The sequence below is a fragment of the Flammeovirga kamogawensis genome (assembly GCF_018736065.1).
Taxonomy (GTDB): Bacteria; Bacteroidota; Bacteroidia; order Cytophagales; family Flammeovirgaceae; genus Flammeovirga; species Flammeovirga kamogawensis.
Map to the genome: position 1 here is coordinate 3,559,532 of NZ_CP076128.1, position 25,719 is coordinate 3,585,250.

The 25,719-nt window shown below is 31.6% G+C and carries 19 protein-coding genes, 2 tRNA genes and 1 other RNA gene; 16 read left to right on the top strand and 6 right to left on the bottom strand.

The features are described 5' to 3' along the window. Positions 1 to 24 precede the first annotated feature (24 nt). The gene (gene miaE / locus KM029_RS14265; RefSeq protein ID WP_240050305.1) at positions 25 to 639 is read left to right on the top strand and encodes a tRNA-(ms[2]io[6]A)-hydroxylase; all 615 of its coding nucleotides are present in this window, start codon (positions 25 to 27) and stop codon (positions 637 to 639) included. A gap of 50 nt (positions 640 to 689) precedes the next feature. Next, entirely contained in the window at positions 690 to 2,003 is a 1,314-nt protein-coding gene (locus tag KM029_RS14270) for an anthranilate synthase component I family protein (RefSeq protein WP_240050306.1), read from the top strand. Here the strand turns inward: KM029_RS14270 and KM029_RS14275 are convergent. Beyond that, positions 2,000 to 2,761 (bottom strand): sulfite exporter TauE/SafE family protein, encoded by a 762-nt coding sequence (locus KM029_RS14275; protein ID WP_158631064.1) that lies wholly within the window; start codon positions 2,759 to 2,761, stop codon positions 2,000 to 2,002. The genes KM029_RS14270 and KM029_RS14275 overlap by 4 nt on opposite strands. A 130-nt stretch (positions 2,762 to 2,891) precedes the next feature. Here KM029_RS14275 and KM029_RS14280 point away from each other — a divergent pair, with 130 nt between their 5' ends. Then, positions 2,892 to 3,890, top strand: coding sequence for a hypothetical protein (locus KM029_RS14280; RefSeq protein WP_144073907.1), 999 nt, complete (start codon positions 2,892 to 2,894; stop codon positions 3,888 to 3,890). Beyond that, complete coding sequence (locus tag KM029_RS14285; protein WP_144073908.1) at positions 3,880 to 4,941, top strand: hypothetical protein; 1,062 nt, start codon at positions 3,880 to 3,882, stop codon at positions 4,939 to 4,941. The genes KM029_RS14280 and KM029_RS14285 overlap by 11 nt, the downstream gene beginning before the upstream one ends. Here KM029_RS14285 and KM029_RS14290 read toward each other — a convergent pair. After that, positions 4,938 to 6,743, bottom strand: coding sequence for an SLC13 family permease (locus tag KM029_RS14290; protein ID WP_144073909.1), 1,806 nt, complete (start codon positions 6,741 to 6,743; stop codon positions 4,938 to 4,940). The two genes, KM029_RS14285 and KM029_RS14290, sit on opposite strands and share 4 nt — an antisense overlap. A 178-nt stretch (positions 6,744 to 6,921) precedes the next feature. On the opposite strand from KM029_RS14290, the gene KM029_RS14295 reads away from it, so the two are divergent. Further along, positions 6,922 to 10,056, top strand: coding sequence for a PAS domain S-box protein (locus KM029_RS14295; RefSeq protein ID WP_144073910.1), 3,135 nt, complete (start codon positions 6,922 to 6,924; stop codon positions 10,054 to 10,056). A gap of 43 nt (positions 10,057 to 10,099) precedes the next feature. Here the strand turns inward: KM029_RS14295 and KM029_RS14300 are convergent, their stop codons facing one another. Next, on the bottom strand, positions 10,100 to 10,651 hold the full coding sequence (locus tag KM029_RS14300; RefSeq protein WP_144073911.1) for an NADPH-dependent FMN reductase: 552 nt from the start codon (positions 10,649 to 10,651) through the stop codon (positions 10,100 to 10,102). A gap of 417 nt (positions 10,652 to 11,068) precedes the next feature. Here KM029_RS14300 and KM029_RS14305 point away from each other — a divergent pair, with 417 nt between their 5' ends. The 6 genes from KM029_RS14305 to KM029_RS14330 all read left to right on the top strand — a co-directional run bounded on the left by KM029_RS14305 (position 11,069) and on the right by KM029_RS14330 (position 19,855). Next, on the top strand, positions 11,069 to 12,103 hold the full coding sequence (locus KM029_RS14305) for a threonine aldolase family protein (protein ID WP_144073912.1): 1,035 nt from the start codon (positions 11,069 to 11,071) through the stop codon (positions 12,101 to 12,103). Positions 12,104 to 12,274: 171 nt separating this feature from the next. After that, positions 12,275 to 13,357: a T9SS type A sorting domain-containing protein gene (locus tag KM029_RS14310; RefSeq protein ID WP_144073913.1), complete on the top strand. Its 1,083-nt coding sequence runs from the start codon at positions 12,275 to 12,277 to the stop codon at positions 13,355 to 13,357. Between the two features lie 82 nt (positions 13,358 to 13,439). Continuing rightward, positions 13,440 to 13,877 (top strand): DUF4199 domain-containing protein, encoded by a 438-nt coding sequence (locus KM029_RS14315; protein ID WP_144073914.1) that lies wholly within the window; start codon positions 13,440 to 13,442, stop codon positions 13,875 to 13,877. A 554-nt stretch (positions 13,878 to 14,431) separates the two neighbouring features. Next, positions 14,432 to 15,679, top strand: coding sequence for a T9SS type A sorting domain-containing protein (locus KM029_RS14320; RefSeq protein WP_144073915.1), 1,248 nt, complete (start codon positions 14,432 to 14,434; stop codon positions 15,677 to 15,679). 380 nt (positions 15,680 to 16,059) lie between these two features. Then, a complete protein-coding gene (locus KM029_RS14325; protein WP_144073916.1) occupies positions 16,060 to 17,775 on the top strand; it encodes a T9SS type A sorting domain-containing protein in 1,716 nt (571 codons plus the stop codon). Positions 17,776 to 18,100: 325 nt separating this feature from the next. Continuing rightward, positions 18,101 to 19,855, top strand: coding sequence for a T9SS type A sorting domain-containing protein (locus KM029_RS14330; RefSeq protein WP_144073917.1), 1,755 nt, complete (start codon positions 18,101 to 18,103; stop codon positions 19,853 to 19,855). 418 nt (positions 19,856 to 20,273) lie between these two features. Here the strand turns inward: KM029_RS14330 and KM029_RS14335 are convergent, their stop codons facing one another. Beyond that, complete coding sequence (locus KM029_RS14335) at positions 20,274 to 21,137, bottom strand: glycerophosphodiester phosphodiesterase family protein (protein ID WP_158631065.1); 864 nt, start codon at positions 21,135 to 21,137, stop codon at positions 20,274 to 20,276. 127 nt (positions 21,138 to 21,264) lie between these two features. Beyond that, positions 21,265 to 21,662: RNase P RNA component class A (gene rnpB / locus KM029_RS14340), an RNA gene on the bottom strand. A gap of 245 nt (positions 21,663 to 21,907) precedes the next feature. On the opposite strand from rnpB, the gene yihA reads away from it, so the two are divergent. The 4 genes from yihA (at position 21,908) to fabD (ending at position 23,884) form a co-directional block, all read left to right on the top strand. Further along, positions 21,908 to 22,516, top strand: coding sequence for a ribosome biogenesis GTP-binding protein YihA/YsxC (yihA, locus tag KM029_RS14345; protein WP_215586342.1), 609 nt, complete (start codon positions 21,908 to 21,910; stop codon positions 22,514 to 22,516). A gap of 169 nt (positions 22,517 to 22,685) precedes the next feature. After that, positions 22,686 to 22,759: transfer RNA gene (locus tag KM029_RS14350), tRNA-Asn, on the top strand. A 24-nt stretch (positions 22,760 to 22,783) separates the two neighbouring features. After that, a tRNA-Asn gene (locus tag KM029_RS14355) sits at positions 22,784 to 22,857 on the top strand. Positions 22,858 to 23,014: 157 nt separating this feature from the next. Next, positions 23,015 to 23,884: an ACP S-malonyltransferase gene (gene fabD, locus KM029_RS14360; protein WP_144073920.1), complete on the top strand. Its 870-nt coding sequence runs from the start codon at positions 23,015 to 23,017 to the stop codon at positions 23,882 to 23,884. Positions 23,885 to 23,936: 52 nt separating this feature from the next. On the opposite strand, the gene KM029_RS14365 is transcribed toward fabD, so the two are convergent. Then, positions 23,937 to 24,359, bottom strand: coding sequence for a response regulator (locus tag KM029_RS14365; protein ID WP_144073921.1), 423 nt, complete (start codon positions 24,357 to 24,359; stop codon positions 23,937 to 23,939). A gap of 230 nt (positions 24,360 to 24,589) precedes the next feature. On the opposite strand from KM029_RS14365, the gene KM029_RS14370 reads away from it, so the two are divergent. Then, a complete protein-coding gene (locus tag KM029_RS14370) occupies positions 24,590 to 25,510 on the top strand; it encodes a peptidylprolyl isomerase (RefSeq protein WP_144073922.1) in 921 nt (306 codons plus the stop codon). Positions 25,511 to 25,719 lie beyond the last annotated feature (209 nt).

The following is a 25,719-nucleotide window of genomic DNA, read 5'->3' on the forward strand; positions in this document are numbered from 1 at the left end:
TCAAGTAATCATATTCTAATAACAATGTCTGAAGAATACAAAGGGCAGGGGCATATGCTTCATCTTAAATTACCTACAGACCCACGTTGGGTAAATATGGTAGAAGAAAACAATATTGAAGAAATATTAGTAGATCATGCTTATTGTGAACAAAAAGCAGCAACAGCAAGTATGTCTATTATAGTAAACTACCCAGAATTAGACGAGGTGGTTGATACACTAATGCCAATTGTTGCGGAGGAATGGGAACACTTTGAGAGAGTTGTAAAACAATTACGTAAACGGGGCTTATCATTAGGTAGAATGAGAAAGGACGAATATGTAAATGCAATTGTAAAATTTGCTCGTAAAGGGGGCTCTAGAATTGATCAACTAATAGATAAATTGTTGGTAAGTGCTTTGATTGAAGCAAGGTCTTGCGAACGTTTTAAATTACTTTGGAAAGGTCTTGATGATAAAGAGTTAAAAGATTTTTATTATGAGTTGATGATTTCTGAAGCAGGACATTATGTTACCTTTATTGATTTAGCAAGGAAATTTAAATCAAGAGAAGAAGTTGATACGCGATGGCAGGAATTTCTAAAATTCGAAGCGGAATTATTAAAAACATTAGATGTTCGAGGAGATCGAATGCATTAAGAAAGAAACTATAAGTAATCGCATAATTATTTGATTAACTTTGTACTGTGATGTTTACCGAGGAAATAGAAGAAGTAACAACAATGCACTTTCAATTAGAAGATTTAGCTTCTTTTCGTTTAAAAGCTTGGGCTTGGGGTAAGAAAGAAGAATACTGTACTTATTTGTACGATCATGATATAGATTATCCAAAGGGTGGTTTTCGTCACTTACTTGCTGTGGGTGCTAAAAAAGTATGCCCAATGGAAGATGGTTACTCTTTTGAAAGTGTTCAGAAGTTTCATAAACAACACAATACTTGGTTATTCGGACATTGGGGGTATGATCTCAAGAATGAGGTAGAATTACTATGTTCTGATCATCAAGATGGTATTGACCTACCCGATGCGTTTTTTTATATTCCTAAAACACTATTTATTTTTGGAGAAAATGAGGTTGAGATTCAATCTGAAAATGATATTGAATTAATATATCAAGAAGTTTTAACTACTCCGCTACCAGTAGCTTCAACAAATGGGTGGGGAGGAAGAGTATCTCCAAAAATTTCTCATGCCACTTATATTGATACAGTACAACGTATTCAAGAGCATATTGTAGAAGGTGATGTTTACGAAGTAAATATCTGTATGGAGTTTTTAGCGAATGAGGCAGATGTAGACCCATTTGATTTATACCTCCGACTTTCTCATTTATCTCCAGCCCCTTTTTCTGCTTTTCATAGAGTAAAAGATAAATTTGTAACGTGTTCTTCTCCAGAGCGCTTTATGAAGAAAGAAGGTAATAAAGTAACTTCTCAACCTATTAAAGGTACAATAAAAAGAGGTGCATCAGCAGAGGAAGATGAATTACTGAAAGAACAACTTCAGAATGATGAAAAAGAGGTTGCAGAGAACATGATGATTGTTGATCTTGTAAGAAATGATTTAGCGAGAACATGTAAAGCTGGTACTATTAAAGTTCCTGAAATTTTTGGTATATACGGTTTTAGGTCAGTTTTTCAGATGATTTCTACTATTGAAGGAGAAATCAAAGAAGGAATTCCATTTACTGAAGTAATAAAGAAAGCTTTTCCGATGGGAAGCATGACAGGTGCTCCAAAAGTAATGGCAATGGCATTAATAGAAATGTACGAACGCTCTAAAAGAGGTTTATATTCTGGTGCTATTGGTTATATCACTCCTGAGGGAAATTTTGATTTTAATGTTGTGATTAGAAGTGCTCTTTACAATGCTACAGATAACTATTTATCATTTCAAATAGGAAGTGCTATTACTATAGATTCAGAAGCAGAAAAAGAATATCAAGAATGTTTGTTGAAGGCAAAAGGAATGCTTGATGCTTTAAATGCTAAAATTGTATTCTAATAAAAAAGATCAAATAGAATTTTTATTAAAAAAACAGAAAGAGTAACATTAAAGAAGATTTTTACTTTTTTACTATCCACTTTCATGGCAATCCCTGCACCAATCCAACTTCCTAAAATAGCACCTAAAATACCTATACAGGCATAAATCCAATCAATTCTACCTAAATAAGTGAAATAAGCAAATGCAGTTAAGGAAGATACAACAGCTATTGTTTTAGAAAATGCTACAGACTCCATCACTTTCATGGGAGTTAGATAGGAAAATAGAAAGAATGAAATTACGCCTGTTCCAGGGCCAAAAAAACCATTGTAAAACCCGATCATAATTATTGTCAGGTATATTAATAGAAGTGGAGTTTTAGCTTTATTCTCTTCTTTTTTGGGATATCTTTTCTTTAAAAATTCCATACAGAATAAAGAAAGTATAATAAACAAAAGGAGATACAACATCCATTGTGTATTTAAATATCTACTACATTCTGCTCCACCAATAGCAGCAAACAATGAAATAAAGCAAGATGTGATTAAAAGCTTATCAAAATTAATTATACCACTTTTTATATATCTAATAGTGGCAGTTAAGTTTCCTGTAGTTAAAACAGCCTTATTGGTTCCTAATAATAAATATTCAGGTAAACCGAGTGATATCAAAACAGGTAAGGATAACATGCCACCCCCACCAGATATTGCAGTGATAACGGATGAAAATATGCATACTAAAAACCAAATTATATATTTTATTATAGGTTCTTCCAATGGAGTTATTTCTTATGAATAGTAAAACTACAAGTTATGCATAAGATTAGTAATGAATGACTTAATGTTTCTAAAAATTTATAACTTGGGATTGACATACTTCTGAACTATCTTAAAATTTGACTAAAAAATGAAGCTAGAAATAACAAACACCTATTTAAAAGGAAGAATTTTTTGGGGACAAAAGTATTTTAAAAATATACTTTATAATTCTCTAAAAGTGTTTTTACCTGCTTTTGTATTTTCATCATTATTATTAGTAGCAAAAATAAACGTAAGTATACTTCTATTGATTGCATCCCCTGTAGTATTAACCTCTGTATTTATTGGGTTATGTTTTCTTCTTTATGGATCATCCACAATTTATTGCGATGAAGATACCTTTAGATTAAAAATGTTATCAGGACATTCAATAGAATTACCTATTAGTAAAATAGCTCAGTTCTATTTAAAGAAAGATATTGCTCGTTCAACTTTACTTGGGAAGCCTTTTGTAACACTTTATTTAAGAACAAAAGAGGATAATGATATACGTTGTTTTGGTAGGCACTCCTTACCATCAGAAGAAGGACGTAGGTTAGAAGAACATATAGAACAATTTATAGGAATTGAAGATCATTATATTCATGGAGAATACCATGAAAGGGGAATCCAAAAAGATTTTTTTACAGCAAAAAAATCTATTGAAATAAATACCTCAGAAGAAACAATAACATTAAATACAGAGGAGTATTTGATAGAACGAAAATTTCAGTATGAATGGAATAAAGGAAGAATTGATCATGCACTTTGGGCAACAAATGGAACAGACGATGTCAAAATTTATGTCGTAAATGACCAGTATTACCTTGAAAAGAGTATCAATTTTTCAAAATTACTAGCCCCATATATTAAAAATAATTGTATTGATTTAGATGAAATTCCTTTAACTCTAATGTATGAAGATATGTCATTTGTAAAAGCAACTTCCGACAAGGGTAAATTTTTTAAAAGAGATTTTGAAAAAGAAGAAGTTAATGTTGAGCATATTATGTTTTTAGCATCAACCGATTACCTTAGAATCTGCAAATACGGTAAAATTAATATTGAAATCACTCACGGTAAACTAGCATTTCAAAATGAATATTAGAGAAACAAGAAGAGGGGGGACGATCTTAAATGTTCAAGCATTTTTGGCTCCTTCAATTTGTCAAGATTTTAAAAGGAAATTATATTTTATACACTTAGGAATTTGGGCGGTATTATTATTATTTTCTTTGGTGTATTTAGTAATTCCTGCCGTTTCTATTATTCTAATAGGCATAATAGCCTTCGATTTTTTTAAAATTTATAAGTTGGGGGATAAAGAGGTTAGTATCCAATTTTATATACTTGGAGAGACTTTAATGGTACGTAATCATGATGCTAATCCAGACATAACTTATGTCGAAGATTTTAAAGTAGATGATATTGAACAATTCTTTATCAAAAAAACTGGTGAAGATAAATATGGTTTTTTTGCCATTGTAGGCAGAAGACAAAGAGTTTCAAAACAGATTCTTGAGTTTTCTTCGGAGCGTCTTCATGAAATCCACGATCTTAAAGTAATTATTCATGAGAAGTTAGACGTTGATGTACATGAGTTAGAGGGGGAGTACGAAGGATATTCAAAAAAGGAGATCGCAGAACCTAAAAGAAATAGACAATATTTTAAATTGTTTAATCAAGATATTAAAGATATAAGGCAACGTGGAGTGATTACATTACAAGGCGATGATTATCAAATTCATTCAATATCACAGATTGATTGGGAAAATGGATTTAGTAGTTTAAAGTTTGCTTTAGATGAAGAGAGTTCCCTTTTCTATTATTCTTCTGTGTCTAAAATGTACCTGATTAAAGAACAAAATATACATTATTTATTCGACCTTAATATGTATCATTTAGCAGATGATTTATCTAATATTGAGAATAAGTTAGAGGTAGATGGAGTCGAGTATTATTTATGTGCGATCAATCAAGGTAAATACTTTTCTGAATCGGCTTTAGAAGATGAAGGAGTTTATCAATTGCTTTTTGAAAATGATGAGCAAGAGAAGTTTTTGAGGTTTATTATTATCAACAATACTATTAAAGTGTATAAAGGAGAACGAATATTACTACATCAATTACAAAGTATACTACCTCAAGTATCTTTTTAAATTAAACCATAATAGAAAATGATAAAGGCAATACAGATAGTACAATAAATACCCATTAGAGGTAAGCCTATCTTCATGAAATCTTTAGTTCTATATCCACCAGGGCCATAAACAATCCAATTTGTTTGATAACTCACAGGAGTTAAAAATGCAGCAGAAGCACCAAAAGCAATTGCTACAAAGAAAGGAGTACTTGGTAATTCTAATAGTTGACTTAAAGAATAAGCTATTGGAAAAGCGATAGCAATTGCAGCAACATTGGTAACAAAAGAGGTAAGTAAAATTGTTACCAAGAATAGTCCAATTAATACACCTATTACACCAAACGGTAAGAAAACTTTAATAAAAAATGTACTGACAATATGAGAAGCACCTGTACTAATAAATGCTTCTCCTAAGGTTAATGCCGACATTAATAAAACAACTAAATCAAGGTCTAGTTCTTTATTTATAGCATCAAAAGTAGTTGCTTTTATTAATAATAAACCTGCTAATGCGAAAATAGCACCTGATAGAAGCTCGATAATACTAGAAGCAACTAAGAAAATTAAAACGCCTAAGAAACCAAGGTATATCCATTTATGATTCTCCTTAATAGTCGGTTTTTTATTTTCTATGGTAGATAAAACATAAAATTCTTTATATAAACTGATATTAGAAAAGAAAGTATCTCCTGCTGATATTAAGAGCATATCTCCAGCCTGAAGACTAATTTTATCTAGCTCACCAGTAACTTTTTGCCCATTTCTATGGATGGCAACTAATTCAACATCATAAGTTTCTTTAAAATTGATTTTACTTAGTTTTTTACCAGATAATGCTGAGTTGGCAGGGATTACAGCTTCTACAATTTTAGAATCATCTTCATGATTAGGTAAATCTAATCCTATATCAGAATTTACAATTACCATAATATTTTCTGACTGTCCCATAAACATCAATTGATCTTTAGGACGAACAATAAGTTCATCTGGAATAGGTGTAATTACTTCACCATTTCTATGTATTTCTATAAGGTATGCACCTTCAAAATCTCTAATTTTTGTATTAACTATTTTCTTACCAACAGTTCTTGATGAGCGATGTACTTCTAAGGCCATTAAATACTCTGGAGCAATGGCTTTTGCATCGTCAAAAACCTCTTTATTTTCTGGTAAAAGATTGTATCCAAAGGTTACTAAATAAAGAATACCAAAAAAAGTGACCAAAAGTCCTAAATAAAGGAAGTCTGTATAGGCTAAACTCGGTAGTTTGTTCGTTTCTATAAAACCATTGAGTACTAAATTGGTAGATGTACCGATAAGCGTAATCATACCACCAAGAATAGTACTAAAAGAAAGTGGTATCAATAGTTTAGAAGGATGTGCGCCCATTTTTTTACACCAGTTGTAAACATAGGGTGTTAAACCTGCAACAACAGGGGTATTGTTAGTAAATGAAGATAGAAAGGCGGCAAAAGTTGTAATTTTTAATAAAAATAATTTTGGGTCTTTCGATTTTCCAATAATACTATTTAAAGTCTCTTCTGTATTGAATGTATGATAAAGGTGAGTAGTCACAATAACTAGCACAATGATTGTAGCTATTGAAGGGTTACTCATAGATTTTAAAAGGTTTTCTGCAGTAACAATACCACAAAGCATAAGTGAAACGACACTTATAAAAAATATTGTCGAAGGTTTACCCCATTCACGTAATAAGGAGATAACCACTACGATTACTGTAAATAAAACAATCCATTTTTCGAGGCCGATTGGTAGAAAGTGATCAATTCGAAGAAGGGGTAACAAGAGATAAGGCATATTTTTAGGTTGATTTGTAACTCAATTTAGCTTTATTGATTTTATAAAAAAGTGATGGTTATCAGTGTTTTAACGTTAATTGTTAAAAATATTGATGGAAATAGTAGATATTATTTACGTCACATTCAAATTTTTAAATTGATCTAGGAAAAAATCCTATTTAGAATATTAAGAACAAATGAAAGTAAGTCCAGAGTTCAGAGGTACCGCAACTATAGTAGTAGTCAACTTACTCTTATTAATGAGTTTTGTTTCCTTTCTTCGCTCCTCTCAAAGTGAAAAAAGAGAAGTGTCAGAAATTCTTTTAAATCAAGAATATAAAATAGCCAACTTCCCTACACGTGCAAAAGAGTATATCCGTACTGAAGATAGAAAAACATTATTGCAATTAAAACAAGAGGCGGATAAAGTATTGTCTCAGATAATTGCTATGGAAAAAGGAAATAAAATAACTTCTTCTGATAAGCAAGGAATTATGGTTCTATCTACAATTGGAGATTCGGACCTTACGCATGCATTAGATTTATATAGAAAAAGATTTGAAGACTACTATGCTCAAATTGATATCATGTGGGATGCTAGTATTAAATCAAATACTACAGTAGAACTACAAATAAGATCACAAAATCAATTAGCAAGAGGTAGAACTAAAAGAGAAATAATAGAAGAAGGAGAAGATAGTGATGTGGTTGGTAAAGCAATTGAGTTTTTAGAACGTAGAAATTCATCATTATTATTACACAATAGAGAAACACGTTTTCAGTTAGAAGAAAATATTAAGAAGACGAAAGAAAAGAACTTAATATTTAATGGTTTACTCGTTATTTTAGGAGTAATGTTATTACTAGTACAAGGTGCTTTCTTTAGAAATAATTTATTGATTCCTGTTAAGTTATTACGTAAAAACTTAGAGGATTTCTCTGGAGAAAAAGATTCGTCTGATATTGGGGATATCAAAATTATTGAGAAAAGAGTAAATAACCTTGAAGATGATTTTAATAGAATTACAACGTTAATTGAGCATCTTGGAGAAAAAGATTTTGAAGCCAATACAGATGGTTTAAATGTAAAACTTGCAGAATCTTATGATCAAGCAAGAGATACGTTGATTCAACTTGCAAATGAAGAATTTGTGAGTAAATGGATTACAGAAGGTTTAGCAAGAACCACCGAAACATTAAATAGTGAGCATTTTGATTCTATTGAAGAAATGAGTTTTGCCTTTGTCCGTTTTGTAACTAGACATTTAGGAGCATTGCAAGGTGGGGTTTTCTTAAGATTAGATCAAGATTCTGATAAGGTGGTAAATCAGGTAGCCAGTTATGCTTATGGTAAAAAACGTTTTCCGCAAAGAAAAATTTCTACAGATGAAGGATTGGTAGGGCAGGTAATGCTAGAGAAACAATATGTTTATGTAGAAGATTTACCTGAACATTATACTGCAATTTCTTCTGGTTTAGGCGAAGCTGCACCACGTAGTATTATTATTATACCAGTAGTGCATGGTTCAGATGAAGTATATGGAGCGGTAGAAATAGCATCATATAAATCGTTATCTCCTCATGAGCAAGAATATGCAAATGCAGCTTGTGAGCGTTTTGGATCTGCTATTGCCGTGTATATGATGAATGAGAATACTCGTAGATTATTAAAAGAATCTATGGAGGTGAATGAGAGCCTGAAATTTAAAGAAGAATCTTTGGTTAGTAAAACCGAAGAAATGCAGGAGGTACAAGATAAATTAAGTGTAAAACTGAACGAGTTATCTAAAGAATCTAACCTGAATAAAAATATATTAGATGCTATTGGTAAAACGATGGCCATTATTGAGTTTGATCTTGATGGTAAAATTATAACAGCCAATGCAATGTACCTCTCTGTGATGGGGTATAAATTAGAAGACATCGTAGGTAAATACGAACGTGTATTAGTAACTACAGATGAAGTAAATTCTATGCGTTACAAACTACTTTGGGATAGTTTATCAAACGGTTCTTTTATTTCTGGAGAGTATTGCAGAATTAATAAAAGAGGTATGGAAGTTTGGTTAAACGGTACTTATAATCCAATATTTGGTATCGATGGTAAACCTTATAAAATTATTCAATTTGCAGAATTTACAACCGAGCAGAAGGCAAAAGATCTTACTAATGCAGAACGTTTAGCAGCCTTTGGATTGCATCATCCTGTATTGGATTTAGACTTAGATGGTAAAATAAAAGCCGCAAACTCTGCTTTTACAGACCTTCTAGGTTTCAAAAGAAAGGATTACAGAAATATGCCTATTGTTGAGTTCTTTGAGAATGCAAAAGATATACGCTCCTTTAAAAGGATTCTAAGAGATATAAAGGCAGGAACAGATGCTGTACAAGATTTTATTTTTGTTGATAAAAATGGCATAACAAAAATATGTGAGCTAAATCTATTCCCTTTAAAAACTTTAGGAGGGGACGTCCAAAAAATCATGTTATATATGATTGATAAGACGGACCAAGTGCATTTAGAAAAGAAATTATCTACAGAATCAGATGCTCACCTACTACTCCAAAATGAATTAATAACAAGAAATACAATCATGGATGATGTTTGTATGTTACTTGAAGTCGATTTAAATGGACGTGTGATTAAGGGGAATGCAATGGTAGAAAAATGGACTGGAAAGTCTTTAGAAAACGTAATTGGTACTCCTGTGGCAGATATGGTAACAACTTCATATCAAACGGCAATTTCTACTTTACTTTCTGATCCAAATGAAAAGGGAGTGAGATCTAGAATGTTAGAATATGCAACTCCAAGAAGTAGAGCATTTTGGGGTAATTCAATTTCATCTGTTGTTTACCAAGGAGATGTTCCATTAAAATATTTATTTATAATTTTTGATGTAACAGATAGAGTTGAAAGAGAGCAAGGGTTAACTCAAGAAATTGAGCGTCAGAAAACAAAAAACACACTGTTTAGAATGCAACAAGAAGGAAATAATTTCTCTGTTGTTGAACAAATTTTTCAAGATGACTCAATTGATTTATCTAATGACGGTTGGTTAGAAAAGCTCCCATTTCCATCATTACTCACAGATAAAGAAGGTATTATAATTGGAGAGAATCAATCTTTTAATGACTTAGATTTAAAAACAATTAAATTGATTGATATTCCAGACTTTTTATCAGAACAACAAAAACAAAAATTGAGCTCATCTGTAAAGAATGCTTCTCTATTTGAAGAGAAAATTAAAATGCAGAATATCAATAAAACAATGTTACTGCTTCCTCTTTTTGGAGATGGAGAACATAGAATGTTAGTGATGATAGCATAATAAAAAAGGAACGATTTTTAAATTATCGTTCCTTTTTTAATGCTTACTTTTTCTTAGCAACAATTGCTTCTGTAAACCATAAATATTCATCAACAAAAGCTGTCATTGTTTTTTCGAACTCGGGGTCTATTAAAAGACCACTCTGATCTATTTTATTTTGAACCATAGGTACAGTTAACATTCTGTATATGGGATAAGCCATGAGTGCTAAGATCTGTAATTGTAACGATTGTGCAGCTCTTATACCCCCTAAAGCGCCAGCAGAAACACTTACTACTCCAATTGGTTTGCGTTGGTAGGTACCTTTAGGATAGAAATCTATAGCATTTTTTAGAGCAGAAGAATAACTTCCGTTGTATTCTGGAGAAGCAAAAATTATCCCATCGGCTTTGTCTAAAATAGCACCTAGTTTTTTTACATTACTTGGAGAGTTCTCATGTAATGTATTTGTAAGCGGAGGTAAAGCCCATACTTTTAAATCAATAACTTCAGCTTCAACATTGGCAACTTCAGAAAGCCTTTTGCATAAATGAAGAGCGACTCCATGTGTATGTCGATCATCACGAACACTACCGGATAGAATAACAATTTTCATAAAATAAATTTTGAATGTAGGGATTTACAATAAAGAACTGAAAGTAATTGAGTAATTATTAAAATTAGTATTCAATTGGTTAATTAAAAGATTAAAGCCTTTGGTACTCAATAAACTTATAGTTTTGGATTTACAATCAATCTACTAAAAAATATATAGAAGTAATACTTGAACTATAGTTTTTACGATAAGGTTCTTCATTAAAAATGAGAAAACTTATAGAGTGTTTTACTTATTTAGATAGCTAATTAAAAAGAGAGATGTTTACGATCATTAAAAATGATAAACAAATATTGAGAGTTTTGATTGGACAGTTTTATAACTTTGTATGTTATAGTAACAGAAAACTCGCAATTCAGTGAAGTAATCTAGTAGTCCTAATTTAAGATACCAATCATTATTTAAATTATATATAATATGAAAAAGACATTAGCAAGTGATAATTACTCAGGCACAACTCCAGAAATTATAGAAGCAATTGCAAAAGCAAATGGGGCTCACCAAGGTTCTTATGGAGCAGATGAGAGTACTGATGCTGCTGTTACAATGTTTAAAGAAATGTTTAGAGAAGACATTGATGTGTATTTTACAATGAATGGTACTGGTGCTAATGTTACTGCATTATCATCTGTTTGTCCATCGTACGGTGCTGTAATATGTTCTTCTGTTGCTCATATTAATGTTGACGAATGTGGAGCTCCTGAAAAATTTGGTGGCTTTAAATTACTAACAGTAGAAAAAGGAAACGGGAAACTAACTCCAGAAGATATTGCACCTTTTATGGTGAATTTAGGTGAACAACATTGGTCGCAACCAAAAGTAATTTCAATTACACAGGCTACAGAATACGGAACTGTTTATACATGTGAAGAAATTAAAGCACTAGCGGATTACGCTCACGAGAATGGACTTTTATTACATGTTGATGGTGCAAGAATAAGTAATGCAGCGGTATCTTTAGGTGTTTCTTTTAAAGAAATGTTGTTAGATACAGGAGTTGATTTTGTATCGTTTGGAGGTACTAAAAATGGTTTGATGTTTGGCGAAGCAGTTATTTTCTTTAATACAACCATTTCAGAAAATTACAAGTACGTTCGTAAACAAGGTATGCAATTACTTTCTAAAATGCGTTTTATTAGTGCACAGTTTGTTGCTTTATTTGGAACAGACCTTTGGGAACGTAACGCCAAACATGCAAATAAAATGGCACAAAAATTAGCAAGTGGTTTAAGTAAAGTTACTGGAGTTAAAATAACACAAGAGGTTGAAGCAAATGGTGTTTTTGCCATTATGCCCAAAGAGATTATACCTGCTTTACAAGAACAGTCTCCATTTTATGTATGGGATGAACAAACTCATGAAGTGCGTTTAATGTGTTCTTTTGATACAGCTGAAGAAGAAATAAATGCTTTCTTAGCAAAATTGGATAGTTTGCTTTTAGAATTAGCATAAAACATAGCGTTTAGAATTAGAATCCTTGATAGTCAATGAATATATTTATTGATAATCAAGGATTTTTTTGTACTCTTAAGTTTTTTTATAAAAAAGATAGTTACAAGTGAATTAGAGCACTCTTTATTTATATGAACTCAGTAATATAAACTCACGCTCTTACTTACTATAATGAAATTATACTTAATACGAACTATTGTATGCATAGCTGCTCTTGGATTATTATGTACATCAAATATTTTTGCACAGTGTAGTGGTGTTCCTCAAGGAGATTGGACAGAAACCTGTACTTATACTATCAATTCGGATGTTTCAGTATCCTCTTTGAATGTAAAAAGTGGGACATTAATTATAGATTTAGATGTAACCTATACTTATGAAACTACTGGTAATTTGACAGTGAAAAATGGTGAAATCTTAGTTATAAGAGGTAATTTAAATGTAGGAGGTAGCTTTACAAACCATGGTTATATTTATGTCTATGGTAATGTAACAATTGCTGGAGCTGCAGCAAATCAGCCAGGATCTAGTATAAAAGTAGGTGGAAATATTAATATTACAGGATCAGCGGTAGATCACGATGTGGTTAGAGCAGGAGGAACGATAACATCAATTCATATCTTTGGAGATGATGATTACACTTATGTTTCTCCAACAGATGATGATTTTCTTGCCTATTTTCCATCATTCAGTTTACCTGTAGAATTATCTGCATTTAATGTAACTAAAACAGAAGAAGTAGTAGCAATAAATTGGACTACGGCTTCTGAAGTAAACAGTGCTTACTTTGATGTACAACGATCTACTGATAAAAAAAACTGGGAAACCATTGAACGTGTTAAAGCACAAGGAAATTCAGATGTATCAATTACTTACCAAGTGAATGATAATATTGGCAATTTAAGGGAAGTATACTACCGTTTGTATCAAATAGATTTAGATGGAGTAGTAGAAATTTTCGGTCCTTTACAGATTAAAAACAATTCTTCAAATTTAAAAATTAGTACCTATCCTAACCCAATTACTTCATCAGAAAAACTATCTATTTTAGTTGAAGGAATGGAATTTAAAGAAACCTGTTCAATTACTATTTTTGATACCAAAGGTAAATTAATTTTAGCTATTGAACATGAAGCTGAAATAGGAAGTTCTATAAAGACTATCGATACTACTATGTTGAGACAAGGATTACACTTTGTAAAAGTGAACATCGGTAAAGAAAGTGAAGTATTTAAATTACTCGTTTCAAAATAAATAACGCGATTTATTAAACAACTTGATAGCCATTTAGTTATAATAGGGTAGTCCACAATCGTTCACCCTTAAACCTACTATCATGAAAATAGCAATCAAATACGGAACATTGATGTTCTTGGGTTATTTTTTACTTTTTGCCATCATGAAGTTCCTAAACCTATACCATATTATTGAGTTAAGAGCCCTGAATTTTATTATACATTCTACAGGTGTTTTTTATGCATTAAAAGAATATCAAAAAGCATCACCAGAAAATTTCGGTTATGTATCAGGGTTTGTAGAAGGTATGAGAACTACTCTAATTGGTGCAATCCCTTTTGCTTTATTTATGGTAGTATATCTCACTTTTATAGAGCCAGAATTTTTAAGTTACTTACAAGAATATGCACTTCATGGAGCATATATTACAACCGGGAAATTATTTCTTGGTTTGTGCATGGAAGCCGTAGGATCTGGAGTATTGATATCTTACCTCGTTATGAGATACACTGTAATGTTAGCTTCTGAAAAAGTATAATTATTAGAATAAAAATATATTAGAGCCATACAATTTAATAGTTGTGTGGTTTTTTTATGTCTTTTTTTAGATAAACCCTGAGTTACGTTAGGTACTGTATAAGCATTTTATTCTAGAAATTTATACGTTGATTATGATTCTACAGATTGCCAATAACTTGTAAAAAATATATAACTGGTTATATCAAATAAACAAATTGAAGAAGAATGAATATGATAAATTTCATGCGTAAATAGTACAAGATTTTAAATCAATACCGTAGATATAATTAGTTAATAGTGTGTTGTTTTCCTGTAAAAAAAATAAAGATAAGTAGACTTAGTAGGACTTATCAAAGAGAGTAATAAGTTAAAGTTGTCATTTTTTTGATTATTAAAGGAATATAGTACACTTTTTACTTAGAATAGAACTATTTGGTATGGTATTTTGTTTTATATTTTTTAAATTAAAAAAGCGACTTACTTTGTTTATTCTTTCGCTTAATTAAATCTATTCATTTTACTGCAAGTTTCAGAAATAACCAATTCTAACTGTAGTAACTAAACTACTATACGATGACTAAATTTTACTGTAACTTATTTATTGTTCTTATACTTAATTTTATTTGTCTTGGGAATGCTTTTGGTGCTGATTTACCAAATGGAGATTATATTTACGCTGATGGTGAAAGTATAGTCGGGTCACTTTTTGAAACTGCAGCGACTGATGGAATTAATAATGATTATGATCTTGTATCTTCATTAGATGCAGGTACTGATAATATAGCATTTAGATCAACATCATTTACTCAGAGAACTTTAACAGTTAGAGATGGAGCAATAGTTGTTTTAAAAGCTAATCAAATTTTATTTTCTTATGTAGAAATAGTAATCGAAGAAGGTGGTACATTAACGATAGATGGAGACTTAAATATCTCGGACCAATCAGATATGCAAATTGATGGAACTTTAATTATTACTGGTGATTTAAGTATCTCAGATACTGCTGGATCTGGAGGAGATGCAAATCAAAATATAGGTGGACCTGAAGTTGATAACGAATTCAATTTCGGTTGTTTATGTTTTATTGAAGTTAATGATCCAGGTTTACAGCTAAGAGGAAGTGGTACTATAGATTTAGGAGGTGATTTTAATTCAGGAACAGTAACTGCTGATCAAGTTGATGAAATATTTAATTTTGATTGTACAAAATTAAATAGTAATTCGAGTCCAGAATTAGCTTGTACTGATATTAGTCTCCCAGTATCCCTAACCTACTTCGAATCTTTCATAGAAAACAACACAGTAGCTTTAGAATGGGAAACAGCTTCAGAGCAAAATGCGTCTCACTTCGATATTCAGCGTTCAATAGATAGAAAAAACTGGAAAACGTTAGGTACAGTACAAGCAGCAGGTAATTCTAATGCAGCAATCTTATATGAGTTTATAGATGAAGCACCTATAGCAAAAGCATTCTACCGTTTACATCAAGTAGATTTTGATGGAGCGAATGAATATTTTGGTCCTTTATATGTGAAATTAGATGGCGTTGAAGAAAACTTTAAAGTTGTGATAATGCCAAATCATGCTCAAAAAGGAGAGAAAATTCAGTTGCAAGCAATTGGTGTACAAGAAGGTGGAGACCTTTCTATTAAGGTATTCAACGCTCATGGGCATTTAGTTTATGAAGATAAACAAGAACAAATTTCTTCGTCATCGTTATTAATGCCTTTAGAAATTTCTGATAGACTAGGGACAGGCATGTATTATGTAGTTGTACAGTCTGGAAAAGAAGTAGTAAAAGAAAAATTATTGATGAAATAACGAAACTAAAAATATATAAATATGAGGGCAATCTATGTAACAATAGGTTGCCCTTTCTTTTTAAAAAAATGCAAGAAATATTTTATTTTATATGATGTAAGATAAATACATTACCAAAGTTATAAATGATGTATTTCTTAGTTAAGTACAATGAAATTCTTCATTCGCTTCAAATAATACAAGTTTGATAAAACGTAAGAAGTGGATAATAATTACCTATTTCAATTGTTTTTGTTGTTAAAACCTACGCTCAACTTCATTATTAAAATTAACTCATTACAGTATTTACCGTAACTATCTTAAACCATCTAAGTATGGTAGCTAAAAGAAAAACCCAAGATGAATTGACTATCATCTTTACTGTTAAAACCTAGAATATTATGAAACGTTTTTACCTCTTTCTGTTACTTGGAATATTATGTAGTCTTACTCAATTAAGTTATGGACAATGTTCAAACTTAGTGACAAATTTTACTTCAGATGCTAGTTTCACTACTTCAACAGAATGTATAATAAATAATAATTTAACATTAGAAAGTAACAGTAGTGATAGAAAGATAGAAGTTAACAGTAATGGGAGCAATATTGCTGTAACAATTGATATGGATAATAACACTTTAACTTTTTGGACTGGATCATGGAGTGGTTTGACACCTAATTATGGAGTGAATATTACAGTAGCAGATGGAGATACATTAACGATAAATGGGAACCTATATTTAAATACTAAATCAAGTTTAACAATTAACGGAACTTTAAAAGTAACAGGAAATATTGATACTAATGATTTTTTATCAGATGCAGGTACAGATAATATTGCTATAGAAGTAGGAGCTTCAGGGATGATTGCAGTCTCGGGTAGTGCAGATTTTGGAAGATCTTCTAGTGTAAACTCTGCAAATATCTATATAGGGGAGGAACTAGATAATAGAAGCAAGTCTGGTAATTTTTCAACTGCTAATGTAGGATCAGACCCTTTCGGAACTCCCTCAATTACCTTTAAAAAATCTAGTGTGGAGACTTCAGAAATTACAATCGACTTTTTTAATAAAGATCAACATGTTGATGGAGTTTATACTGAAGGGGCAGAAAGCTTTTGTTCAAAATTATTAGATTCTTTACAAATAGATAAAGCTTCTGGTTGGTATGGGAAAGAAATACAATTTTTATTTCAAGGTTTTGATCGTACTGAACTAGATACTTCTAATGTCGAGAATGTAACGATAACATCTATCGCACAATTAGAAAATGTAATACATTCTGTTATTTGGAAAATAAATAATGCTGATATTAAAGCTGAATTAGGTAAATACCATCGTTCTGAAAAAGATTCTTTATTAAGGTCAAAAGATATGGATGCAGAGAAACTAAGTGATGTTTACTCTTACTTTACAGATTCTTCTAGAACAATTCAGGTAGTGTTTGTCGATGATAACGATGGGCATGTATTGGATAGTAGACACCATTCAAATAGTAGAATGATGTCTGTACCAGATGTGTCTGTTAATGGTAACTCAGGCGACCTTCCGGTAACACTTACACAGTTTACAGCAAATGCAACAGAAGACAACACCGTACTTTTAGAATGGGGTACGGCTTCAGAACAAAATGCGTCTCATTTTGAGGTACAACGTTCTGTAGATAATAAGAATTGGGAAACATTAGATAGAGTAGAAGCAGCAGGTAATTCAAACGTTCTTATTTATTATGATTTTATTGATGAGTTTCCATTACCGCAAGCATATTATAGATTGCATCAAGTAGATTTTGATGGAATAACAGAAATTTTTGGGCCTATTAAAGTGAACCTTTCTAAAGAAGTAGGACAAGCTTTTACATCTAAAATTTATCCTAATGATATTATTGGAGATCAGAAAGTACAAATTTTAGTAGAAGGTTTATCAATTGGAAATAATTTAGAGATTAATGTTTATAATAAATCTGGGAATTTAATACTAAAAGAAGCAAGTAATAATTTGCTTTCAGAAGCATTTGTAAAACCATTCGATTTACCCTCAAACCTACCTTCGGGAATGTATTATGTTGTAGTGAAATCGGGTAAGGAAATAGCAAGAAATAAAATTATAATTAGGTAATTATCGGTAGAACATAGTAGTAAGGCTACCTTCTTTTATAGAGGGTGGCCTTTTTGTGTTTTATGTAAGATAAATGATGTTTTCTTAATAGAAATATACATTTTATTAGATTTAGTATGCTATGGAACTGTTTTTTTGAAATAGTAATGTGTAAGTTTTTTAATAGATGATTTCATTATTTAGTAGTTTAATTACATTTTTGATATAACCTACAATCGAACTTTTAGACAAACGAACATAGCTGTATTGTAAAACGTACAGACAATATAAGTTACTATCATATCTTAAAATGACCAACAACTAATTATCATCAAAAATTATTATCATGAAGCTTAATACCCCTTTTTTATTGTGTCTAATTTTAGGAGTGTTTTCACTAAATACATATGGACAATGTGATGACCTTGTTACTAATTTTAATTCAAATGTTACATTTTCATCTTCAGCATCTTGTGGTTCAGGAAGTAGTATTATTTTGGAAAGTAATACATCAAATAGACAACTTATAATATCAAATGGTACCGTAGTTATTGATGTCGGAGAGGGAGGAACTCTTGATTTATCATCAAATAGTGTAAGTTTTCAAGGCGGCTATTTTTTAGATAATAATGGAATAGATTTGATTATTAATGAAGGAGCAACTTTAATAATAAACGGCTCTCTTGAATTAAACTCCAACTCTACATTAACTGTTAATGGAGAATTAATTGTATCTGGAAATATTGAAACTTTTGATGTGAACTCTTGTTTTTTATGTTCACCAGCGTATGTTGTTGCATATGATAAAGAGGTATCAGATGATGTAGAATTTACTGTTGGTAGTACAGGTAAATTGCATATTGGCGGTAATGCAGATTTTGGTTATAGTAATGGTTCTGGTGGAAATAGAATGTTTATTAATGGATCTATTGATATAGACAACAGTGGAAATGATTTTGATTCGGTTCCATTAGAAAATAATGTAGATCCGGATGGCCCTTTCTCTTCAACATTAAGTATTACATATTCTACAAATAGCCATATTGCAGATTTCTTTAAATCAGATAGTGTATCTGCTCATTCAGATTTTGATGCTAAAGATATTGCTACAACCATAATGACAGGTATCCATGTTTCTGCTGCTACAGGATGGTTTGGTAAAGAAGTTAGAGTAGCATCATCAGAAGGTTTTTTAGCGGATGAGTTAAAAGTAAATAAGTTAAATGGTAAAGTAATTTATAGTTTACAAGATTTAGAAGATGCTCTACATTCTATTAAGTGGCAGATTAAAGATAACGACGTTAAAAAAGAATTAGCCAAATACCATAAGAATGGTCAAAATAAAAAAATAATAGATCCTGAAAAGGTAAGTGCTATTCAAACTTATTTTGATATAGAAAGAAAAATTACCATTGAATTTGTAGCAGAAGGAAGTTCTTCAGGAAGAACTGGAGAATTATTGACTTCAAATCAAAGGATTGCGTCAATTCCAGAAATAACAATTACAAGTAACTCAGAAGATCTTCCAGTTACATTAGTAAGTTTTGAAGCATATAATTTAGAAGACAATAGTGTAGCTTTAGAATGGACAACGGCTACTGAAATAAATAATTCTCATTTCGAGATTTGGAGATCTACAGATAATAAAAGTTGGAATTTACTTGCAAAAATAGATAGTGAAGGAGGAAATAGTAATTATGCTATTGACTATGCTTATGTAGATGAACACCCTTTAAACCTGGCGTATTATAAACTTATTCAATATGATTTTGATGGAGTAAATGAATCTTTTGGTCCTTTAAAAGTGACCTCACTTTACAAGGAAGAAAAAATGATTACTAAAGTATATCCTAATAATATATCTTCTAGTGCAAATGCTACAAATATTGTAATTAATGGTTTAATGAGTTACCAAAGAGAAATTGAAATTCAACTTTATGATCAGCAAGGAAATATTCTAATAGAAGAGCACTTGAATAATATTAAAACAGAAGCTTATTTACACCAATTTAGTTTACCTAACAATTTAACAACGGGTATGTATTATGTTGTTATTTCTTCTGGTACAGAGAGAACAAAAAATAAAGTAATTGTAAATTAAAAAGATATATACATCAGAATTTTATGAAAACTGCTTCTGTAGAAAAGGAGCAGTTTTTTTTGTTTTTAAGAAGGTGAAAAGAAGTACAATGTAAGGTTATTTCACTTCTCACAGTTTTCTGATTTAATACATTAAGTAAAGAGTTTAAGACCAAAGAAAAGGAATAAAAGTGAAGACGAAGTAGTGTTATTTATAATGGAAGATATATCATCAATTAAAATTAGATAGAAACCCTACATCTCTAAAAAAGTTGAGGATAACATTAAGGGTGTTTTTAGAGTAAAACATAGAAAAGAAATTGAATAGTAACCAAGTAAGTCTACTTACAATTAATTAGTTGAAAGTTTTGAATTAGAACAATAAAAGAGTGAATTTTAAAGCAGGCTGTTCCGAGAGTTTCTCCCGGAACAGCTTTTTTTTATTTGTTAGCTTGATTCGCCTCAATAGGTAAATCAGTTGCAATAATATCAACACCTAAATCCCAAGCGGCTTTGTATTCAGCCTGTCTTTTTGCAACTTCAGTTTCTTTATCAGAAGTGTGGAAAGTGGCAGAAATACAATAAATACCTTCTTTGTGTAATTTATCAAATAATGATTTATCTGCTAATTTTACTCCAGTAAATGCAATCATTCTATCAAATGGAATACCAGATGCTTTTGCAGCTTCCCATCCTTTATCGTCCATAATTGTTACCGAAATCATTAATTCTGGTGCTAATTTGTGAACTAGTTTAGCATCTTCCCAATTGTAAGTAATAACAGCAGCATATTTTTCTACTTGTGCTTTATGGATTGCTGCAACAACTTTTTCGAAAGGTACACCACGCTTTACATCAACTGTAAGAATAGCTTTTCCTTTCTTTGTCCATTTCAAGACTTTATCAAAAGTATCAAATTTGTATTTTGTTAGGGTGCCTTCATCGTCTTTTAAACGGATATCCTGTAACTCTTTCCAAGTGTAATTTCTAACAGACCCATTACCCGTAGTTGTTCTTCCTAATTCATTATCGTGCATTAAAAACAATACACTGTCTTTACTCATTTCTACATCCAATTCTATAACTGGGGCATAAACGTTTTTTGTAAGATGATTAAAAGTAGGAATACAGTTTTCTGGGTATCCAGGGTAAGGTCCTCCTCTGTGTGCACTTACTAATTGTTTAGGACTGTTATTGTAGTCCATAAATTGATAAAGGTCGTTGACAGATTTAAAATCTAATTTTTGAGCCTGAACCTGAATCGTGCTAAAAAGTAATGCTACAAGAACAAATAAATTTCTCATTTTGAACAGAAAATTTTGATTAATAATGATGCAGACAAAGATAACCATAGAAAGGTTAGGCTTTAGTTAAGAATAATAAATGTCTGTTATTTAGCATTGAGAGTCGGAATGCTCTCAAAAAGAAAAGAAAAAACGCACGTCTATAAGCCGAGTTCTGTACCTCCGTGATCTTTCTCCGAAGAAAAAGTACGTGGTCCCTGTCATTTATCTAGGCCTACAATTGCTCATAGGCTCCATCGACCTACCCATCTTACCCGCAAAAGCTATGAAGCGAGCAACTTCATCCCCGAAGGGTGGTAAGACCTATTTGGTCTTTCATCTCACAAGGTTTACCCTGCCATCTATGTCGCCATAAACGCGGTGGGCTCTTACCCCACCATTTCACCCTTACCCCAAGGGGCGGTATATTTTCTGTGGCACTTTCTGTCACTCATAAATGAGTGCCTTCCCGTTAGGAAGTGTGATGCTCTCTGATGCTCGGACTTTCCTCTTCATCTAAAATGAAGCGACAAGGTGACGTGCGTTTGCCACAAAGGTAATCAGATTTATGAATTTTGATTGATGAAGTGCCTTGAATTACAAGATGGTTTAAAAATATTGAGAAGAAGAAAGGTAAATCAGAGGGTAGAAAATAACTTATAAACTATCTGATAAACATTATTAAAGGGTTAAAAAGCAGAAATACAGCACTTTTCTCTAACTTTGTGATTCAAAACTTTGAAATTCTATCGTTGAGCAAAAAAATGCTCTCGAATCAAAAATATAAAAAGATGAAAATTAAAGAAGCCGTTTTTGTGATGAGTAATGCTGATGCTGAGAAATGCCCAGAACCAAAAATTCCAGAATATGCATTTATTGGTAGGTCTAATGTTGGTAAATCATCTTTGATAAACGCAATTACAGGGCAAAAAAAATTAGCAAAAACATCTTCAACACCAGGTAAAACACAATTAATAAATCACTTTATTATTAATGAAGAGTGGTATTTATGTGACTTGCCAGGATACGGCTACGCACAAGTTAGTAAAACGGAGCGTGAGAAGTTTATGCGAATGATTAGAAAGTACATTGCATCAAGAGAAAACTTGATGAATACTTTTGTATTGGTTGATATTCGTCATGAGCCGCAACAAAATGATCTAGATTTTATGGCCTGGATGGGTGAAAAACAATTAGCATTCTCTATTGTTTTTACAAAAGCAGACAAATTAGGACAAGGAAAAGCATCAAAAAATATAGCGATTTATAAAAGACAGTTAAAAAAGCAGTGGGAAGAATGTCCTCCAATGTTTATTTCATCTTCAGAAACCCGTCAAGGTGTTAATGATATTTTGGATTATATAGAAGATATTAATGGGTATTGGGAAGATCAAAAATAAAAAGTAAAACTTTTTTTGAACTTTTTCTGCTTGAAAATCAATGTAATTAAAATTTATTGATACTTTTTTTTGAAAAGGATTTTGCAAATTCAAAAAATGCTCCTACTTTTGCATCGCTTTCAAGGGAAAACGCTCCCTTAAAAAGCAAAACGAATTTGAAATATCTCCTTCCCCTTTAGCTCAGCTGGTTAGAGCATTTGACTGTTAATCAAAGGGTCCTTGGTTCGAGTCCAAGAAGGGGAGCAAAAAAATATTTCAAATTCAAATTCCCCTTTAGCTCAGCTGGTTAGAGCATTTGACTGTTAATCAAAGGGTCCTTGGTTCGAGTCCAAGAAGGGGAGCAAAGCTTCAACAGAAATGTTGGAGCTTTTTTTTTGCTTAAAAATTAGTAAAAAGTTGAGATAGATCATTATACTCATCTATTTCTTACCACTTAATTTTAAATTATCTTTGCTGTGTTTAGAACAGCAATAAAACCATAAGATATAATATAGTATTATGAAAGCATATGTATTCCCTGGTCAAGGTGCACAATTCACTGGAATGGGTAAGGATCTGTATGATTCTAATGAGAAAGCAAAAGAGCTTTTCGAAAAAGCGAACGAAATTTTAGGTTTCCGCATTACAGATGTGATGTTCGAAGGTACTGCCGATGAACTAAAACAAACAAACGTAACTCAGCCAGCTGTTTTTTTACATTCTGTAATTACTGCTTTATGTGCAGATGAGTTTACACCAAACGTGGTTGCAGGTCATTCTTTAGGAGAATTTTCTGCTTTAGTAGCTTGTGGAGCATTAAACTTTGAAGATGCTTTAAAATTAGTAGCTAAAAGAGCTGCAGCTATGCAAAAAGCATGTGAACTGAATCCATCTACTATGGCTGCAATTTTAGGTCTTTCTGATGAAGACGTAGAGAAAGTATGTGATAGTGTTGATGGAGTTGTAGCAGCAAATTATAACTGCCCAGGTCAATTAGTGATTTCTGGTTCTAAAGAAGGAATTGAGAAAGCATGTGAAGTGGCTAAAGAAGCAGGAGCAAAAAGAGCATTACCTTTACCTGTTGGAGGAGCTTTTCATTCTCCTTTTATGGAGCCTGCAAAAGAGGAATTACAAAAGGCAATTGAAGAAACAGTTTTAAATACGCCAAAATGCCCAATCTACCAAAACGTAGATGCTAAGCCTCAAACAGATCCGGAAACAATTAAAGCAAACTTAATTGCACAATTAACAGCTCCAGTACGCTGGACTCAAATTGTTCAGGCAATGATTGCTGATGGTGTTACTGAATTTATTGAATGTGGACCAGGAAAAGTATTGTCAGGTCTTGTTAAAAAAGTAGACCGTAAGATGCCAGTCTCTTCTTTATAATTAAAAAGAGCAGCGGTAAAATATAATAAGATCCTTTCTAGAACAATGTGTACTAGGAAGGATTTTTTTCTTTAGTAGAGGTTCTAATAATCTCTTCTAAATGATTTTTGTAAATAGGAGTACTTAATGCATAAGCAGCACCCATGCTTAGTAATTTTTTACGAGCACCTTCTAAACTATAAGGTGTTGTACCAACTATTGTAATAGAATGATTGGTATCCTCAGATATTTGTGACAATCTATCAATTGTCTCATTCATTTGTCCCCCTAATGTTTCTTCGTTTAGAAACACCATTTTAACGGCAACCTCATTTGATAATTTGAAAAGTTGAGAAGTATCTGATATTACAGTTATTTCTAGTCCTTCATCAGTTAACATTTTCTTGAGGTAATGTGCGTTGATAATATTATCATCAACCACAATCGCTTTTTGTACCGTTGGCTGCTCTACGCCATTTGTAAATGCCATCGTCATGATTAAATCTTATTGGTTCTTATTCTTATTGTCTAAGTACATGCATAAATCGGTATATCAAAGATTCTATTTTTATGTAACAAGGTAGAGTCGATTATGTATAGCAATTATATAGTCCTTACCTTTACAATACAATAACATAAAAATAACTTACTAGAAGTGCGATTTAAAAAGTGAGTTTGTACTTGTTATTAATTAAACGTGAATTTAACACAAATTGGTATATAATTGTGCAAAAAAAATACAAAAAAAATAGAATACCTTCATTATTGATACTGTGTGGGTTAGCTTTTGTTTTATTCTCATGTAACGATGGTGGAGATGGAGACTGGGAAAGGGAGAAAATAGTGACTACTAAAGTGCAGAATGAAGGAGATGATTTCCTTGTGAAAATACATACAAAATACGGTAGTATGCAGGTGGTTTTATTTGATGATACACCTATTCATAAAGAGAATTTTATTAAACTAGCTAAGCAGCATTATTACGATAGTTTATTGTTTCATCGTGTAATAAAAGGTTTCATGATTCAGGGAGGAGACCCTGATTCTCGATTTGCATCTGAGGGTGAAAGTTTAGGACAGGGAGGTTTAGATTATATATTGCCTGCAGAAATTACGGAAACACATTTTCATCAGAAAGGGGCTTTAGCAATGGCTAGAAAAGGAGATAATGTTAATCCAGATTTAGAATCTAATGCAGGTCAGTTTTATATAGTTCAAGGTAGAGCATACAGAAAGAAGGATCTTTTAGAAACTAGAACTGACTATAGTAAAGTAAATAAATATTTTAGTGCCTTAATAGAAGATCCCGAATATGCGAATATTGCAACTGCCTATGCAACATTGAATGAAAGAGAGGATGTTCAAGGTCAGAAAAGATTAATGAAAAAATGTATTCCATTAATGGAGAAGAAATATAAAGTAAAATTGGTAGACCGATTAAATAAAGAAGAAATGAAGAAATATACTTCTGTTGGCGGTGCACCTTTTTTAGATCAAAAATATACTGTATTCGGACAGGTAATTGATGGACTTGATATTATTGATAGCCTTTCAAATCAGAAGGTAGATAAAAGAAAAAGACCAATTCAAGATTTGAAAATGTGGGTAGAGATTGAAGAAGTCCCAATGACATCATTAAGAAAGTAAAAAAGAATCCTTATCAGTTTAAAACAAGATTGATAAGGATTTTTATTTTCTATATCCTAACAATTTATTGCTTTTCATAGTTTACCTATAACATCTCTTTATCAAAGAAGTTTTACTACTTACTACCCGTTTATTTTTTTGGTTATTAATTAAAATTATTAAAAATAAAACTTAGGAAACTTTTTTATTACTACGGGTTTCCGTACGTT